The organism is Acidovorax facilis, assembly GCF_023913775.1.
GTDB classification, from domain to species: domain Bacteria; phylum Pseudomonadota; class Gammaproteobacteria; order Burkholderiales; family Burkholderiaceae_C; genus Acidovorax; species Acidovorax facilis.
In genome coordinates this window covers 86,194-103,739 of sequence record NZ_JAMXAX010000007.1, presented here as the reverse complement: position 1 = coordinate 103,739, position 17,546 = coordinate 86,194, and the positions used below count along the sequence as shown (strand labels likewise).

General features: G+C 62.0%; 14 protein-coding genes and 1 other RNA gene. 10 read left to right on the top strand and 5 right to left on the bottom strand.

Translation table 11 applies throughout. From position 1 onward, the window contains the following. Nucleotides 1-787 precede the first annotated feature (787 nt). The 5 genes from NFX52_RS04495 to ompA form a co-directional block, all read right to left on the bottom strand. Complete coding sequence (locus NFX52_RS04495) at nucleotides 788-2,047, bottom strand: tyrosine-type recombinase/integrase (RefSeq protein ID WP_055402497.1); 1,260 nt, start codon at nucleotides 2,045-2,047, stop codon at nucleotides 788-790. 218 nt (nucleotides 2,048-2,265) lie between these two features. Further along, nucleotides 2,266-2,652: a transfer-messenger RNA gene (ssrA, locus tag NFX52_RS04490) on the bottom strand. Between the two features lie 12 nt (nucleotides 2,653-2,664). Then, nucleotides 2,665-3,330: an HAD-IA family hydrolase gene (locus NFX52_RS04485; protein ID WP_055402499.1), complete on the bottom strand. Its 666-nt coding sequence runs from the start codon at nucleotides 3,328-3,330 to the stop codon at nucleotides 2,665-2,667. 10 nt (nucleotides 3,331-3,340) lie between these two features. Continuing rightward, entirely contained in the window at nucleotides 3,341-4,051 is a 711-nt protein-coding gene (ubiG, locus tag NFX52_RS04480) for a bifunctional 2-polyprenyl-6-hydroxyphenol methylase/3-demethylubiquinol 3-O-methyltransferase UbiG (protein WP_055402501.1), read from the bottom strand. A 93-nt stretch (nucleotides 4,052-4,144) separates the two neighbouring features. Next, entirely contained in the window at nucleotides 4,145-4,783 is a 639-nt protein-coding gene (gene ompA / locus NFX52_RS04475) for an outer membrane protein OmpA (protein ID WP_055402503.1), read from the bottom strand. A 224-nt stretch (nucleotides 4,784-5,007) separates the two neighbouring features. Between ompA and gyrA the strand changes: the two genes are divergently transcribed. The 10 genes from gyrA (at nucleotide 5,008) to NFX52_RS04425 (ending at nucleotide 17,530) form a co-directional block, all read left to right on the top strand. Next, nucleotides 5,008-7,674, top strand: a complete 2,667-nt coding sequence (gyrA, locus tag NFX52_RS04470) for a DNA gyrase subunit A (RefSeq protein ID WP_055402505.1) — start codon at nucleotides 5,008-5,010, stop codon at nucleotides 7,672-7,674. 107 nt (nucleotides 7,675-7,781) lie between these two features. Further along, entirely contained in the window at nucleotides 7,782-8,891 is a 1,110-nt protein-coding gene (gene serC / locus NFX52_RS04465; RefSeq protein WP_055402507.1) for a 3-phosphoserine/phosphohydroxythreonine transaminase, read from the top strand. A gap of 54 nt (nucleotides 8,892-8,945) precedes the next feature. Further along, nucleotides 8,946-10,043, top strand: a complete 1,098-nt coding sequence (pheA, locus tag NFX52_RS04460) for a prephenate dehydratase (RefSeq protein WP_055402509.1) — start codon at nucleotides 8,946-8,948, stop codon at nucleotides 10,041-10,043. 12 nt (nucleotides 10,044-10,055) lie between these two features. Beyond that, complete coding sequence (locus tag NFX52_RS04455; RefSeq protein ID WP_055402512.1) at nucleotides 10,056-10,928, top strand: prephenate dehydrogenase; 873 nt, start codon at nucleotides 10,056-10,058, stop codon at nucleotides 10,926-10,928. Nucleotides 10,929-11,063: 135 nt separating this feature from the next. Continuing rightward, nucleotides 11,064-13,106: a bifunctional 3-phosphoshikimate 1-carboxyvinyltransferase/cytidylate kinase gene (locus NFX52_RS04450; RefSeq protein ID WP_055402514.1), complete on the top strand. Its 2,043-nt coding sequence runs from the start codon at nucleotides 11,064-11,066 to the stop codon at nucleotides 13,104-13,106. A 191-nt stretch (nucleotides 13,107-13,297) separates the two neighbouring features. Continuing rightward, the gene (gene rpsA, locus NFX52_RS04445; RefSeq protein WP_304439398.1) at nucleotides 13,298-14,998 is read left to right on the top strand and encodes a 30S ribosomal protein S1; all 1,701 of its coding nucleotides are present in this window, start codon (nucleotides 13,298-13,300) and stop codon (nucleotides 14,996-14,998) included. A 137-nt stretch (nucleotides 14,999-15,135) separates the two neighbouring features. Further along, nucleotides 15,136-15,471: an integration host factor subunit beta gene (locus tag NFX52_RS04440; RefSeq protein WP_455423998.1), complete on the top strand. Its 336-nt coding sequence runs from the start codon at nucleotides 15,136-15,138 to the stop codon at nucleotides 15,469-15,471. Between the two features lie 121 nt (nucleotides 15,472-15,592). After that, nucleotides 15,593-15,889 carry a LapA family protein gene (locus NFX52_RS04435; RefSeq protein WP_252635490.1) on the top strand — a complete coding sequence of 99 codons (297 nt, stop codon included), beginning with the start codon at nucleotides 15,593-15,595 and terminating at the stop codon, nucleotides 15,887-15,889. After that, entirely contained in the window at nucleotides 15,874-17,031 is a 1,158-nt protein-coding gene (gene lapB / locus NFX52_RS04430; RefSeq protein WP_207401857.1) for a lipopolysaccharide assembly protein LapB, read from the top strand. The genes NFX52_RS04435 and lapB overlap by 16 nt, the downstream gene beginning before the upstream one ends. 37 nt (nucleotides 17,032-17,068) lie before the next feature. Further along, complete coding sequence (locus NFX52_RS04425; RefSeq protein WP_055402523.1) at nucleotides 17,069-17,530, top strand: ComEA family DNA-binding protein; 462 nt, start codon at nucleotides 17,069-17,071, stop codon at nucleotides 17,528-17,530. The last annotated feature ends 16 nt before the right edge of the window (nucleotides 17,531-17,546 follow it).

Below are 17,546 nucleotides of genomic sequence, written 5' to 3'. Positions count from 1 at the left end.
CAGTCAGAAGTGGACCATGCCGATTCGGGATTGGAAGGCAGCGCTGACCCGATTTACCATTCAGTTCGGAGACCGCATCTCCGTCAACTGAAGTCCGAACCGTTTACACAAAAATTCGGACACGCCCCTTCTTCGAGAAGACTTTTTGACGCCTTCTGGCGGCGTCGGGCGATGAGCCTGCTGACCAGTCGTCGACAAGCACGTTGTTGCCCGCTGTCCATCCCGCGCGCCGACGTGCTGGCACATTGGGAGTTCCAGCTAACCCGCCCAACGATGGCCGTATGAGCCCCCCGGCGGCACTGTAAAAGCTATTGCAGGCCCGGTCGGCATGAGGAGCTCCCCCATATGGCTCCAGCAAGAAGCCGACCTCAAAAGCGCAGACAGTCTCACCGAATACCATCGTTCGAAGAGGCTTCTAGTCGCGATGGACATCGCAGTTGGGATCCGTCTGATTGAGAATGGTGCAGCGTACTCACGTGTCGCATGATGCTATCGTCGGTCGCACCTCCGCGCTGGACTTGGACCAGCATTCAAGGGCTGATGAGTGAGCAGCTGGCTCTCGTGAATGTGCACTTACGGTTACCCCGCCAGCGATGGGCGGCGGCTGCTTTTGGCCGACAGCGGCCGACCGCTAGCATAGCCCGAAGGTCTGCTTCCGCTGCAGAACGGCCATTTACACCGCCAAGCTCACACGCTTTGCCGACAGGGTCTCAGCATTCAATTGAAGAGAAACTGCCATCGATTCATGGCAACCCACCGCAATGACCAAGTCCAGCGAAATGGCAGATCAGGTACTTGCATCGTCAAGAGTTTTGGAAGTCGTCTTGCCTGCTGCTTTGCCTTCCCTCAGTCTGTCCAGATAGTCTGCCCACCGCTGCATCATTTTCGTTCGATGGGCTAGGTACTGTGTCCTGTTGTAAGCGCGCCCATTGGCGTCCTTCACGGCGTGAGCCAGCTGCGCCTCAATCACCAACGGGTCCACATCCAATCGCTCCGCCAGCATTGTTCGCGCCGTGGCGCGAAAGCCATGCCATGTTTGGATCTCCGGCGTATAGCCCATGGTGATGAGCGCGGTTCGCACTGAGTTCTCTGAAGTAGGTCGACTGTGGTTGCGCTCACCGGGAAACACCAAGGCACTGTGCCCCGTCAATGGATACAGCTCTCGCAACACTTTCACAGCCTGGGTTGAAAGAGGCACCAGATGTGGATCCCCGTTTTCCTTCCCGTCCTTGCCTCGCTTCATCCGGATAGCCGGAATCGTCCAGAGGGCAGCATCCAGGTCAACCTCGGCCCAAGCTGCACCGCGCAATTCGCCAGGACGCTGAAACAACAAGGGTGCCAACTGTAGTGCCGCCCGCACGATAGGCCCGCCCTTGTAAGCCTGGATAGCACGCAGTAGCTCACCCAGTTTGACCGGTTCGGTAATGGCAGCGAAGTGCTTACCCCGGTACGGAGACAACGCGCCTTTGAGGTCTCCCGTGATATCCCGCCCCACCCTACCGGTGGCGACGCCATAGCGCCAGACCTGGCGAGCCAACATCAATCCACGATCGGCCGTCTCTACAGCCCCGCGCTCTTCCACCTTGCGCAGGGTTGCCAGCAGTTCCACCGGCTCAATCTCAGCTAGGCGACGACCCCCTAGCCAAGGAAAGAGATCACGTTCGAACTGGCGCAGCGAGCGCTCGGCATGAGAATCACTCCATAGAGGCTTCTGTTTGTGGTACCACTCCAGAGCGACAGCCTTGAAGGTATCCCCGGCACTGGCAGAAGCCTTCAGCCTTTCCACCTTTCTGGCATGCACAGGATTTATTCCTGTCGATTTCTGCAGCCTGGCGGTATCACGAGCCTTGCGAGCCGCCGTCAGGCTGATCGAGGGATAGCTGCCCAGAGCCATGCGCCCTTCCTTGCCCTCATGCCGATACTTCCAGAACCAGCGCCTCGATCCCCCGGGAGCGACTTCCAGGTACAAGCCTCCCGAATCCGATAAACGCTCCCGCTTCGATGTGGGGGAACAGACGGCGTTGCGGCACTGTGCGTCGGTCAACATGGGGGAACACCTCCAGAGGTTTCACTAGGATTTCCCCTCTGAAACGGGGGAACAAACGCCGCCAGTCTACCCTTTTCGGATTTTGTTCCCCCGTCTGTTCCCCCGCCTCAGCCTGGCTGCCAGGAGATCGCCCCGGACGTCTCCACACCGTAACCCATTGATTTACCAAAGAAAAAGGGCGTTCACCGGATGTTGGTGAACGCCCTTGGACGTCGTAATGGTGGAGCTGGCGGGAATTGAACCCGCGTCCGCAAGCCTTCATCGGGCAGATCTACATGTTTAGCGATCTGATTTGAGTCTCGCCGCCTGTGTCGCGCAGTCGCACGCTACACAGGCCGCCAGCACCCTATTTTCTCACTCCAACCCAAGGTACCCGGATCAGAGCCAGCCCATGTAATTATCCTTGCAGCCGGGAGGCACTGATTGCTCAGAACCCCCTTGCCCAGCCCATCGGCCAACTGTTGCAAGGCTCACTGGCAATTAAGCAGCGAGTGCGAAACGTTCGTCGTTTGCAGTTAGTTTTTTAAATCGAGATTTACGAGCGTGACTCAAGCTCGACATGCACCACACCGATTCCGAACCCACGTCGAAACCAGGACAGCCCCAGACCCTCTATTTTAGGTGCGTACAAGCAATTGCAAGAGCTCGACCGGAGATTTAATTGCAGCATGGGCGCCCCACTCCGTCGGATTGGTCTTGGCCCCCAGGTATCCGTAGGTTGCTGCGACAGTTCCCATGCCCGCAGCGAGGCCTGCAAGAATGTCGCGCTCATCGTCCCCAACATAGATGCACTGCCCCGGCTCCAGTTTCAAGCGCGACGCCGCTTCGAGCAGAGGGGCTGGATGGGGTTTTGCATGGGGAGTGGTATCTCCGCTGATCACCGCTCCTGCGGTCGCAAACAGCGGAATGGCGCGGGTCAGAGGGTCCGTAAAGCGGGTCGCCTTGTTGGTCACCACGCCCCACGCCAGATTGCGGCGGAGGATCTGGGATACCAGCTCCGGGACCCCCTCAAAAATGCTGGTGCGTTCTGTCATGCACGACTCATAGTTCACAAAGAACTCCTCGCGCATGGTCAGAAAGTCGGGATGGTCAGGCGCCATGCCAAATGCCTCGCCCAACATGCCACGGGCACCGGCACCTGCCATCGGACGATAGCGCTCCAGCGGCAGGGAGGGCAAACCACGGTCCGTGCGCATCTTGTCGGCAGCAGCGCCTAAATCAGGGGCACTGTCAATCAGTGTTCCATCCAGGTCAAACAGCACCGCGCGGATATTCTGAAACATTGGCTCGGCCTCAGGCTGCGCGCCGAGTGGCAAACAGGTAGTTCACACTGGTGTCGCTGCTCAACCAGTAACGTTGCGTAAGGGGGTTGTACTCCAGGCCTCGGGTGGTCTGCACATCAAGGCCCGCACTGCGGCAGCTGGCGGCCAGTTCGCTGGGTCGAATCATCTTGGCGTATTCATGCGTTCCACGGGGCAGCATGTTTAATACATATTCAGCGCCCACAATGGCCAGCATGAAAGCCTTGGCACTTCGGTGTATGGTCGAAAAGAACACCCATCCGCCCGGCTTCACGAGCTCAGAGCAGGCTCGCACAACCGATGCAGGATCAGGCACATGCTCAAGCATTTCCATGCAGGTCACCACGTCAAAGCTGGCGGGTTGCTCTTTGGCGAGCGCCTCCACACTGACTTCCCGGTACTGGATGTTGGTGGTCTGTGCCTCCAGAGCGTGCAACTGGGCCACTCGCAGTGCCTTGGAAGCCAGGTCAATACCCAACACGTCCGCGCCTTTGCGGGCCATGGAGTCGGCCAAAATACCGCCGCCACAGCCAACATCCAGTACGCGCTTGCCTGACAGGCTGCACTGCGTATTGATCCAGTCAAGCCGCAAAGGATTAATCTGGTGCAAGGGGCGAAATTCACTTTCGGGATCCCACCAGCGATGGGCCAATTCCGAAAACTTGGCCAGTTCGGCCGGATCTGCATTGACGATTTCACTCATGCACTGATTCTCCACGACGAAAGGCAATGAACAAAAAACCCCAGACGCAAAAAAGCCCCGATAACGGGGCTTTTTTGGGAAGCAATCCGAGGATTACTTGGAAGCGCGGGTACCAACCACTTCGATTTCCACGCGACGGTTCTTCGCACGGCCTTCGGCAGTCTTGTTGTCAGCCACGGGTTGCTTTTCGCCCTTGCCTTCAGTGTAAACGCGGTTCTTTTCGATGCCCTTGGACACCAAGTAAGCCTTCACGGCTTCGGAACGACGCACAGACAGCTTCTGGTTGTAAGCATCGGAGCCCACGGAGTCGGTATGACCCACGGCAATGATCACTTCCAGGTTGATGCCCTTGACCTTGGAGACCAGGTCATCCAGCTTGGCCTTGCCTTCTGGCTTCAGCACCGACTTGTCGAAGTCGAAGAATGCGTCAGCAGCGTAGGTCACCTTGGTAGCCACAGCAGGAGCTGGAGCGGCAGGAGCTGGAGCAGCGGCAGCAGGAGCTGGGGCAGCAGCAGGAGCGGCAGCAGCAGGAGCTGGAGCAGCGATAGCGCCATCGCAGCCAGGAGCAGCCGTTGCAGGCGTCCAGTTGGCATCGCGCCAGCAGTATTCGTTGGTGCCGTTCTTCCAGACGATGCCAGAAGCGTTTCTCCAGTTGTCAACGGTTTGTGCGCCAGCGGCGGTTGCGAGCGCTGCAGAGGCAAACAACATCGCCACTTTGTTCAGTTTCTTCATGGTTCTCCTCTTGGGGAAAAAGCCGCAGCCGCGCTGCGAATCAGGACGCTTGGAGTGACCATCACCCAAAGCGTTCAAACGATTGTGCCATACGTAACAGGGCAAAAGCGGGGGCACCCGCCTGGGGCCCGTAGGACAAAACCGGAATTGCTTCGATATGTTGCGTGGTCGCTACACGGTCTTACCTCTAAAATGGTTCTCCTTCGCCGCCACCGCAGTCCCCAATGACCCAGTTTGCCAAAGAAACCCTGCCGATCAGCCTCGAAGAAGAGATGCGGCGCAGTTACCTTGATTACGCGATGAGCGTGATCGTGGGCCGGGCCCTGCCCGACGCGCGTGACGGCTTGAAGCCAGTGCACCGCCGCGTGCTTTTTGCGATGCACGAGCTCAACAACGATTGGAACCGGCCTTATAAAAAGTCGGCCCGTATCGTAGGCGACGTGATTGGTAAATACCACCCACACGGTGATTCCGCTGTATACGACACCATCGTGCGGATGGCACAGGATTTTTCGCTGCGCCACATGCTGGTAGACGGCCAAGGAAATTTCGGATCGGTGGATGGCGATAACGCCGCAGCGATGCGGTATACCGAAATCCGCCTGGCCAAAATCGCGCATGAAATGCTGGGCGATATCGATAAGGAAACCGTCGATTTCGGTCCCAACTACGACGGCAGCGAAAAGGAACCGCTGGTATTGCCCAGCAAGCTCCCGAATCTGCTGGTCAACGGTTCGGCCGGTATTGCCGTGGGCATGGCCACCAATATCCCGCCCCACAACCTCAACGAAGTGGTCGATGGCTGCCTGCACATGCTGCGCAACCCCGATGCCACGGTTGATGAGCTGATGGAGATCATTCCCGCGCCCGACTTCCCCACGGCCGGCATCATCTATGGCATCAACGGCGTCAAAGACGGTTACCGCACGGGGCGTGGGCGTGTGATCATGCGCGCCAAGTGCCATTTTGAGGACATCGACCGGGGCCAGCGCCAGGCCATCATCGTCGATGAGCTGCCCTACCAGGTCAACAAAAAGACGCTGCAGGAGCGCATGGCCGAGCTGGTGCACGAGAAGAAGATCGAAGGCATCAGCCACATCCAGGACGAGTCTGACAAGTCGGGCATGCGCCTGGTGATCGAGCTCAAGCGCGGCGAAGTGCCCGAGGTAGTGCTCAACAACCTGTACAAGCAGACGCAGCTGCAGGACACGTTCGGCATGAACATGGTGGCGTTGATCGACGGCCAGCCCCGCCTATGCAACCTGCGCGACCTGATCAGCGTCTTTTTGCAGCACCGCCGTGAAGTGGTCACCCGCCGCACAGTGTTCGAGCTGCGCAAGGCGCGCGACCGTGGCCACGTGCTCGAAGGCCTGGCCGTGGCGCTGGCCAACATCGACGACTTCATCGCCATCATCCGCAACGCACCCACCCCGCCGGTGGCCAAGGCCGAGCTGATGGCCCGCCCCTGGGACAGCAAGCTGGTGCGCGAGATGCTCACCCGCACGCGTGCCGACGGTGGCGTGATCAATGCTGACGACTATCGCCCCGACGGCCTCGAAAAAGAATTCGGCATGGGCCAGGACGGCCTGTACCGCCTGTCGGAAACGCAGGCCCAGGAAATCCTGCAGATGCGCCTGCAGCGCTTGACCGGCCTGGAGCAAGACAAGATCGTGGCCGAGTACAAGGAGGTCATGGCGGTCATCCAAGACCTGCTGGACATCCTGGCCAAGCCCGAGCGCGTCTCCACCATCATTGGCGACGAACTCACCTCCATCAAGACCGAGTTCGGCCAGCACAAGCTGGGTGCTCGCCGCAGCATCGTCGAGTACAGCGCGCAGGACCTCTCCACCGAGGACCTGATCACCCCCACCGACATGGTGGTGACGCTCAGCCACACTGGCTACATCAAGAGCCAGCCCCTGTCCGAATACCGTGCCCAGAAGCGCGGCGGACGCGGCAAGCAGGCCACAGCGACCAAGGAAGACGACTGGATCGACCAGCTCTTCATCGCCAACACGCACGACTACATCCTGTGCTTCTCCAACCGAGGCCGCCTGTACTGGCTCAAGGTCTGGGAAGTGCCCGCCGGCTCGCGCGGATCGCGTGGCCGCCCCATCGTGAACATGTTCCCGCTGCAAGACGGCGAAAAAATCAACGTCGTGCTGCCACTGACCGGCGACATGCGCACTTTCCCGGCCGACCGCTATGTGTTCATGGGCACCAGCATGGGTACCGTGAAGAAAACGGCGCTGGATGAATTCAGCAACCCGCGCAAGGGCGGCATCATCGCCGTCAACCTGGATGACGGCGACTACCTGATCGGCGCCGCCCTCACCGATGGCAAACACGACGTGATGCTGTTCAGTGATGGCGGCAAGGCCGTGCGTTTCGATGAAAACGACGTGCGCCCACTGGGCCGTGCGGCACGTGGCGTACGCGGCATGATGCTGGAAGACGGCCAGAGCGTGATCGCCATGCTGGTCGCCGAGGACGAAACCCAGAGCGTGCTCACCGCCACCGAAAACGGCTATGGCAAGCGCACCAGCATCACTGAATACACCCGCCACGGCCGGGGCACCAAGGGCATGATCGCCATCCAGCAAAGCGAGCGCAATGGCAAGGTGGTGGCCGCCACGCTGGTGCATGCTGACGACGAGATCATGCTGATCACCGACAAGGGCGTGCTGGTGCGCACCCGCGTCTCCGAGATCCGCGAACTGGGCCGCGCCACGCAGGGTGTCACACTGATCGCATTGGACGAAGGCTCCAAGCTCAGCGGGCTGCAACGTATTGTTGAAAACGATGCCAATGTGGCTGAGGGCGAAACCGAAGGCAACGCCAACGACGGAAACCCGCCAGCCGCCGAAACCCCGGAACCACCAGACGCTTGAGTCAGACCAGCGGGTGCTGCCCCGACGGCGCAGCACCCATTGCGCTATTAAAACTGAAGCTGCTAGCGCTTATCTGATAAGCGCTAGCAGCCATTTTGACCAAAAAAATGAAACGCCCATACAACTTCTCGGCCGGCCCGGCCGCCATACCCACCGAAGTCCTGGAGCAGGCCGCCGCCGAGATGCTGGACTGGCATGGCAGCGGCATGGGCGTGATGGAAATGAGCCATCGGGGCAAAGAGTTCCTGTCCATCTACGAACAGGCGGAAGCCGATCTGCGCGAGCTTCTGGCCGTGCCCGCCAACTTCAAGATCCTGTTCATGCAGGGCGGTGGCCTGGCCGAGAACGCGATCGTCCCGCTCAATCTCTCGCGGGCCGGCGTGGTTGATTTTGTGGTGACTGGCAGCTGGAGCCAAAAGTCGCAGAAGGAAGCGCGCAAATACGCATCCGAAGTGAACATCGTTGCCTCCTCCGAAGACACCAGCTTCACCACCGTGCCCGACCCGGCCTCCTGGACGGTGAGCCGGGGTGCGAGCTATTTGCACATCTGCAGCAACGAAACCATCAATGGCACCGAGTTCCACGAGCTGCCCGACCTGAAGGCCCTGGGCAGCGATGCACCACTGATCATTGACTTCTCTTCCCATGTCGCATCGCGGCCGGTGGACTGGTCACGTGTCGGACTGGCCTTTGGCGGTGCGCAGAAGAACCTCGGGCCTGCAGGCCTCACGCTGGTGATCGTGCGCGAGGACCTGCTGGGCCACGCCCTGCCCGCGTGCCCCAGCGCGTTTGACTACCGCGTGGTGGCAGAAAACCAATCCATGTTCAACACCCCCCCCACCTGGGGCATCTACGTTGCAGGCCTGACCTTCCAGTGGCTCAAGCGCCAGACCGAAGGGGCCTTGAGCGGTGTGGCAGCCATGGAGCAGCGCAACATGGCCAAGGCGGATCTTCTCTACAAAGCCATCGACAGCTCGCAGTTGTATGTGAACAAGGTGGCTGCCAACTGCCGCTCGCGCATGAACATCCCGTTCTTCCTGCGCGACGAAAGCCGCAACGAAGCCTTCCTGGTCGGCGCCAAGGAGCGCGGCCTGCTGCAGCTCAAGGGCCACAAGTCCGTGGGCGGCATGCGAGCCAGCATCTATAACGCCATGCCCCTGGCGGGCGTGCAGGCGCTGGTGGACTACATGCGAGAATTTGAACAAAAACACGCCTGAGCGGACTACGGCCCACCCACGTTTTCGCGACAGCGCACCGATATTTTCCCATCCATGAACACTCCGCAAGCCTCACCCGACCTCGCCAGCCTGCGCGTGCAGATCGACAGCATCGACCAGCAACTGCTCACGCTGCTGAACCAACGGGCGCTCGTGGCCGAACAGGTGGGTGAAGTCAAGAAGCGCGAAGGCACGCCCTTTTTCCGACCCGACCGTGTAGCCCAGGTCATCGACAAGATCACCAACGCCAACCCTGGGCCGCTCAAGGGCGCGCACGTCGCTGCCATCTGGCGCGAGATCATGTCCGCCTGCCTGGCGCTCGAATCGCCCCAGCGTGTGGCCGTGCTGGGCCCCGAGGGCACGTTCTGCGAGCAGGCAGCGATCGAGTTCTTTGGCGGCGCGGCCGACCTGATGTACTGCGCCAACTTCGACGAAGTGTTCCACGCCACAGCCGCTGGCAGCGCGCAGTACGGCGTGGTGGGCGTGGAGAACTCTACCGAAGGCGTGGTCACCCGCTCGCTCGACCTCTTCCTGCACACCCCCACCCACGTAGTGGGCGAAGTCAGCCTGCTCGTGCGCCACAACCTGCTGCGCACCCGCAACTCACTGGATGGCATTGAGGTGGTGCTGGCCCATCCGCAAGCGCTCGCACAATGCCAGGCTTGGTTGTCCAAGCACCTGCCGCATGCCGAGCGCCGCCCGGTGTCCAGCAATGCCGAAGGCGCACGCCTGGCCACCACCAACCCTGCCTGGGCGGCCCTCTCCAGCGAACGTGCAGCCACTCAGTTCGGCTTGCACATCGTCTCCCACGCCATTCAGGACGACGCCTACAACCGCACCCGCTTCGCCATCATCTGCCTGCCGCACACGCTGCAGACGCCACCACCCTCGGGCAAGGACTGCACCAGCCTTGTGGTGTCGGTGCCCAACCGCCCTGGCGCCGTGCACGACCTGCTGGTGCCGCTCAAGACGCATGGTGTGTCCATGACGCGCTTCGAATCGCGCCCCGCCCGCACCGGCCAGTGGGAGTATTACTTCTACATCGATCTCGACGGCCATCCTGCCCAGCCCCATGTGGCCAGGGCGCTGGAAGAACTGCGCAGCCTGTGCGCGTTCTACAAGGTCCTGGGCACCTACCCTGTCTCGTCATAAGGAGCCGTCGCCATGTTCGAACAACTGGGACTGATCGGCTGCGGGCTCATGGGAGGCTCATTCGCCCTGGCCATGAAGAAGGCCGGCCTGGTCAAACGCGTGGTGGGTTACAGCAAATCACCCTCCACCACCGACCGCGCCCGCCAGCTGGGTGTGATCGATGTCGAGGCGCCGTCCGCCTTGCTGGCCGTTGCTGGCGCTGACATTGTGCTGGTGGCCGTGCCCGTGGCCGCCACCGAAGCCACGCTCAAGGCCATCAAGCACCTGGTCACCCCCCAGATGCTGATCATGGACGTGGGCTCCACCAAGGCCGATGTGGTGCAGGCCGCACGCCGCGCCTTGCGCGACCAAGTGGGCTCGTTTGTGCCTGCACATCCAATCACAGGGCGCGAAGTGTCGGGCGTGGAACATGCCGAGGCCGATCTCTACAGCGGGCGCCAGGTGATCCTCACGCCCACCGAACGCACCTTCACCGCGCAGCTGCAAAAAGCCCAGGACATCTGGACGGCCCTGGGCAGCCGTGTGACCAGCATGTCGCCCGAGTCGCACGATGCGGCGTTTGCAGCTGTCAGTCACCTGCCTCATGTGCTCGCCTTTGCGATGATGAACAGCATCACGGGCCAGGACACCGGAGACGATTTCCTGTCGCTGGCGGGCCCGGGGTTCCGGGACTTCACGCGCATTGCAGCCAGTGATCCCAAGGTGTGGCGCGACATCCTGCTGTCCAACCGCGACGAGCTGATCGCCCAGTCCAAACTGTTCCAGCAGGCACTGCACACCATCGAGCAGGCCATGCAAAAGGGCGATGCCCAGGCGCTGGAAGACATGCTGACGCTGGCCAGCGAGACCCGGGCGCATTGGCGCATGGGTGCGAAGAGAAAGTAACCCCCTGAGTCGCCTGCGGCGCCTTCCCCCAAGGGGGACGCACCCAGTGGCCTGGCAAAGCCAGTTCCACGGGTGCACTGGGATGGGCCTGCGCCAGTAATGGCGGGCGCTTGGACCAATGGACGAAAGATACCGATGTACAGCACCGCATTTATTGACCTGCCCCCCTTGCAAGCCGCTGCAGGTGAAGTCCACCTGCCGGGCTCCAAGAGCATTTCCAACCGCGTGTTGCTGCTGGCGGCGCTGAGCAACGGCACCACCACCGTGCACGACCTGCTGGCGTCCGACGACACCCGCGTCATGCTCGACGGGCTGCGCCAGATTGGCTGCACCGTGGACGAGGCGGGCAGCACCGTGCACATCACGGGCCTGGGCGGCCGCGCACCGCAGTCGCCGGCCAAGCTCTTCATGGGCAATGCTGGCACTGCCATGCGCCCGCTGACGGCCGCACTGGCCTTGCTGGGCGGTGAATTCGAGCTGTCGGGCGTCCCGCGCATGCACGAGCGCCCAATTGGCGACCTGGTGGATGCACTGCGCCAGCTGGGCTGCCAGATCGACTACCTGGGGAACGACGGCTACCCGCCGCTGCGCATCGCCCACGCCAATGGCGTCCCTGCGCTGGCACTGGCAGAGCCCATCCGCGTGCGCGGCGATGTGTCCAGCCAGTTCCTGACCGCTCTGCTCATGGCATTGCCACTGGCGGCCGGCACTCAGAACATCGTGATCGATGTGGTGGGGGAATTGATCTCCAAGCCCTACATCGCCATCACCCTCCAGCTTCTGGCGCGCTTCGGCATCGTGGTCGAGCACCAGAACTGGCAGCGGTTCACGATTGCGGCGGGCAGCCGCTACCAGTCGCCCGGCACCATCCACGTCGAGGCCGACGCATCATCTGCTAGCTATTTCATAGCGCTTGGCGCAATCACATCAAGCGCTGGCGGCCAAAGTGGCATCAAAATTCAAGGCGTGGGCCTCGATTCGATCCAGGGCGACATCCGCTTTGTCGATGCCGCCCGTGCCATGGGTGCCGTGGTCACCGGTGGCCCCAACTGGCTGCACATCCAGCGGGGTGAACCGGGCCAGGGCTGGCCGCTCAAGGCCATTGATCTGGACTGCAACCACATCCCCGATGCCGCCATGACGCTGGCCGTGATGGCGCTGTATGCCGAGGGCACCACCACGCTGCGCAACATCGCCAGCTGGCGCGTGAAGGAAACCGACCGCATCGCCGCCATGGCCAACGAACTGCGCAAGCTCGGAGCCACGGTGGAAGAAGGGGCGGACTTCATCCGCGTCACGCCACCTGCCCAAGTCCAAGACTGGAAAGCAGCCAGCATCCACACCTACGACGACCACCGCGTGGCCATGTGTTTCTCGCTGGCGGCGTTCAACCCGGCGGGCCTGCCCGTGCGCATTGAAGACCCCAAATGCGTGGCGAAGACCTTCCCGGATTACTTTGAAGCCCTGTTCTCGGTGGCAAGCACTGCCACTGGCCACATCCCGGTGATCTGCATCGACGGCCCCACCGCCTCGGGCAAGGGCACCGTGGCGGCTGCGGTCGCGCAGCGCCTGGGCTACCGGTTCCTGGACTCTGGGGCGATGTACCGCATCACGGCCCTCGCCGCCCTGCGCGCTGGCCTGGCCATCACCCCCGAGCACGAGGCCCGCATTGCCGCCTTGGCGCAGACGCTGCCCGTGCGTTTCGAAGGGGGCCGGGTGTGGCTGGGCAGCGACGATGTAACGGAAGCCATCCGCACCGAAGAGGCCGGCATGAACGCATCCCGCGTCTCTGCCCTGCCCGCCGTGCGGGGGGCGCTCGTGGATCTGCAACACAGCTTCCAGCGTCTGCCGGGGCTGGTGGCCGACGGCCGGGACATGGGCACGGTGATCTTCCCGGACGCCCCTTTGAAGGTCTATTTGACGGCCAGCGCCGCCTGCCGCGCCGAGCGCCGTTATAAACAGTTGATTTCAAAGGGTTTTTCGGCTAGTATCGCAGACCTCCGCGCAGATCTGGAAGCGCGCGACGCCCGGGACAGCACCCGCAGCGTTGCACCTCTCAAGCCCGCGCAGGACGCTCTGGTCCTGGACAACTCCGATTTGACGATTGAACAAGCCGTTGAAAAGGTGCTGGCCTGGTGGCAGGAGCGTCAACCTTTCGCAGGGTCTGCGCAGGGTTGAAACGTGTGGAGCCTTTTTTAGAACGGGCTCCACAGGCAATGCTGAAAGGCCTTGCCACAGGCCCACGCAACTCCTCTCGCGCGCCAGCGCACAGGTTGTGTGGATCGATAACCTAACCCGCGGTTCTACCGCAAAAAACCACCGCAAGCAGCTATAAAAACAGTAGCAATGGTGCTACTGGAATCCTGTTTGTGGCAAGGAAACACATGTCCGAATCTTTTGCCGCCCTTTTTGAAGAATCTTTGCAGCGCACGGAAATGCGCCCAGGCGAAGTCATCACCGCTGAAGTCGTGCGCGTTGAGCACAACTTCGTGGTCGTGAACGCTGGCCTCAAGTCCGAAGCCTACGTGCCGCTGGAAGAGTTCAAGAACGACAAGGGCGAAGTCGAAGTCCAAGTGGGTGACTTCGTGTCGGTGGCCATTGGCTCCATCGAAAACGGCTACGGCGACACCATCCTGTCGCGCGACACCGCCAAGCGCCTGGCTTCGTGGATGAGCCTGGAAAAGGCCCTGGAATCCGGCGAATTCGTCACTGGCACGACCAGCGGCAAGGTCAAGGGCGGTCTGACCGTTCTGGTCAACGGCATCCGCGCATTCCTGCCCGGTTCGCTGATCGATACCCGTCCGATCAAGGATCTGACGCCGTACGAAAACAAGACCATGGAATTCAAGGTCATCAAGCTGGACCGCAAGCGCAACAACGTGGTGCTGAGCCGCCGCGCTGTGGTGGAAGCCTCCATGGGCGAAGAGCGCGCCAAGCTGATGGAAACCCTGAAGGAAGGCTCCATCGTTCAAGGCGTGGTCAAGAACATCACCGAATACGGTGCATTCGTGGACCTGGGCGGCATCGACGGCCTGCTGCACATCACCGACATGGCGTGGCGCCGTGTGCGTCACCCCTCCGAAGTGGTGACGGCTGGCCAGGAAATCACGGCCAAGATCCTGAAGTTCGACACCGAAAAGAACCGCGTGTCCCTGGGTCTGAAGCAAATGGGCGACGACCCATGGATGGGCGTGAACCGCCGCTACCCCCAAGGCACCCGCCTGTTCGGCAAGATCACGAACATTGCCGACTACGGCGCGTTCGTCGAACTCGAACCCGGCATCGAAGGCCTGGTGCACGTGTCTGAAATGGACTGGACCAACAAGAACATCGCTCCCGCCAAGCTGGTTTCGCTGGGCGACGAAGTCGAAGTCATGGTCCTCGAAATCGACGAAGACAAGCGCCGCATCAGCCTGGGCATGAAGCAGTGCAAGGCCAACCCATGGCAAGAATTCGCACAGGACACGAAGCGCGGCGACCGCGTGAAGGGTCCTATCAAGTCGATCACCGACTTCGGCGTGTTCGTGGGCCTGGCTGCCGGCATCGACGGCCTGGTTCACCTGTCTGACCTGTCGTGGAACGAAGCCGGCGAAGCCGCAGTTCGTAACTACAAGAAGGGCCAGGAAGTGGAAGCCATCGTGCTGGCCGTGGACGTGGACCGCGAACGCATCTCGCTGGGCATCAAGCAGCTCGACGGCGACCCATTCACGACCTTCGTAACGGTGAACGACAAGGGCCAGACGGTGACCGGCAAGGTCAAGACCGTGGACGCCCGTGGCGCTGAAATCGACCTCGGCGAAGACATCGTGGGTTACCTGCGCGCTTCGGAAATCTCCCGCGACCGCGTGGAAGATGCCCGCAACGTGCTCAAGGAAGGCGACGAAGTCACGGCCGTGGTGGTCAACGTGGATCGCAAGACCCGCAACATCCAGCTGTCGATCAAGCAAAAGGACATGGCTGACGAACAAGGCGCCATGGCCAACCTGAGCCAGCAATCGAGCCGCGAAAGCGCCGGCACGACCAGCCTGGGCGCCCTGCTGCGCGCCAAGCTGGACAACTCGGAAAAGTAAAGCGCTGACCCGTTGAGGAGCCTCAGCGCACATTGCGCGGTAAGCTCCTTGTACGGTCAGACAGCGGGCGCCTCGGCGCCCGCTCTTTTTTCAGCAAAGACCTGCCCACCCGCAGCCTGCCCATGCCCCAAGATTCCATGACCCGCTCAGACCTCGTTGAAGAACTGGCCGCGCGCTTTGGTCAGCTCACCCATCGCGATGCCGAATACGCCGTCAAGACCATCCTGGACGCCGTGGGCGAGGCCCTGGTGCGTGGGCACCGCATCGAGATCCGGGGCTTTGGCAGCTTCTCGGTCAACCACCGCCCACCCCGCATGGGACGTAATCCGCGCAGCGGCGAGGCCGTGGCCATCCCCGAAAAACGGGTGCCCCATTTCAAGCCTGGCAAGGCCCTGCGTGAAGCCGTGGACAAGCGCACCGCCGAGATGGAAGAAAACTCCGGTGCCGCCAGCAGCACAACCATTCAAAAATAATATCTGCTCGCGCTTTACAGATAAGCGCTAGAGGCCTATTTGACTTGAATTCTCATCCTGCAAGGGCCATGCGGCCCAGCAGGCACAAGCTCTTAGAATCGCCCCACCACTGGGGAGACCGATGAAATACCTCCTGTGGCTGCTCAAGGCAGCCATTTTTTTTACGCTGTTTGCCTTCGCGCTGAACAACCAGCAGGACGCCACCGTGCACTTCTTCTTTGGCACACAATGGCGCGCGCCGTTGGTGCTGGTGGTGTTGACCGCATTTTCAGCGGGCCTGGCCGTGGGAGTGCTGGGCATGGTGCCGCGCTGGTGGAGGCACCGCACCGCAGCGCGACGCGCCCATGCCGCGGTGGCAGCGCCCACGCCTGTGGCATCCTCCGCCCGACCTGCCTTCCGCCCATGGAATTTGACCTGACCTGGATCCTGCTGGGTCTGCCCGTGGCCTTTGTGCTGGGCTGGCTGGCTTCGCGTTTTGACCTGCGCCAACTGCGTGCAGAAAACCGCCGCGCGCCCAAGGCCTACTTCAAAGGCCTGAACTTCCTGCTCAACGAGCAGCAGGACCAGGCCATCGACGCCTTCATCGAGGCCGTGCAGAACGATCCCGATACGTCTGAACTGCACTTTGCCCTCGGCAATCTGTTCCGCCGCCGGGGCGAATACGACCGCGCCGTGCGCGTGCACGAGCACCTGCTCTCGCGCGGCGACCTCTCCCGCACCGACCGCGAACGTGCCCAGCACGCGCTGGCGCTCGACTTCCTCAAGGCCGGGCTGCTCGACCGCGCGGAAGACGCCCTGCGCCGCCTGGAAGGCACGCCCTTCGAGGCCCAGGCCCGCCTGGCCCTGCTGGCCATTTATGAACGCTCGCGCGACTGGCCACACGCCGCCACCATTGCCCGCAAGATGCACGACGCCGACCAGGGCGATTTCAGCACCCGGCAGGCCCACTACCTGTGCGAGCAGGCGCTGGCGCTGAGTGCCCAGGGCGACCTGCCCGGTGCCCAGGCGTTGCTGGAACAGGCCGTGGCCGCCGCCCCTGAAGCTGCACGCGCGCGCATTGAACTGGCGCGCCTGCAACGCCTGATGGGTCAGCCGGCTGCCGTGCTGTCCACGCTCAAGGCGCTGGGCGAGCGCAACCCCGCAGCGCTGCCCCTGGCCGCCCCGCTGATGGTCGAGGCTGCCACCGCTACCGGCCGCACCCAGGAAGTACATGCCCTTTTGCAGGCGCACTATGCGCAAGCGCCTTCGCTGGACGTGCTGGAAAGCATCGTGGCCATGGAAGCCGCCGACGAGACCACCCGCCCATCCGCCCGCCAGCGTTATGTGGAGCACCTGGACAAGGAGCGCTCGCTGGTCGCCGCTGCCAAATGGCTGGCCACTGAAAAGCTGGAACACGAAGAATTTCACCCCCAGATCCAGCGCGCGCTGGACCACGCGGTCAAGCCCCTGACCCGCTACCGCTGTGCGGCCTGTGGCTTCGAGGCCCGCCAGCATTTCTGGCAATGCCCCGGCTGCCAGACCTGGGACAGCTACCCCGCACGCCGGGTCGAAGAACTCTGACCCAAGCCTTCATCCCCAACGCTGTAAAACCCTTGCCATGCTGAAGAAACTGCTGACCCTGCTGGTTGCCACGCTGCTCGCCACCGCCACCTGGGCCGCCGTGGACGTGAACACCGCCACCGAGGCCGAACTCGACGGCATCAAGGGCATCGGGCCCGGCCTGTCGGGCCGCATCCTGGAAGAACGCAAGAGCGCCCCCTTCAAGGACTGGGCCGACTTCATTGGCCGCGTGGGTGGCGTGGGCAACAAAAGCGCCGTGAACTTCTCCAAGGAGGGCCTGACCGTCAACGGCAAGAAGTACAGCGCAGCGGCCGCCGCCAAGGCGGAAGCCAAGAGCAAACAGAAAGAGAAAGAAAAAACCGCCAGCCACGAGGGCACCGAACGCAAGGCCCGCAGCAGCGCAGACAAGACCGCCGCAGCACCAGCCACACCACCAACAGCGGCACCTGCAGCCCCCGCCCCTGCCGCTACCCCAGCAGCCAGCGCTAGCAAAAACTAAGCAGACTTCACAAGCA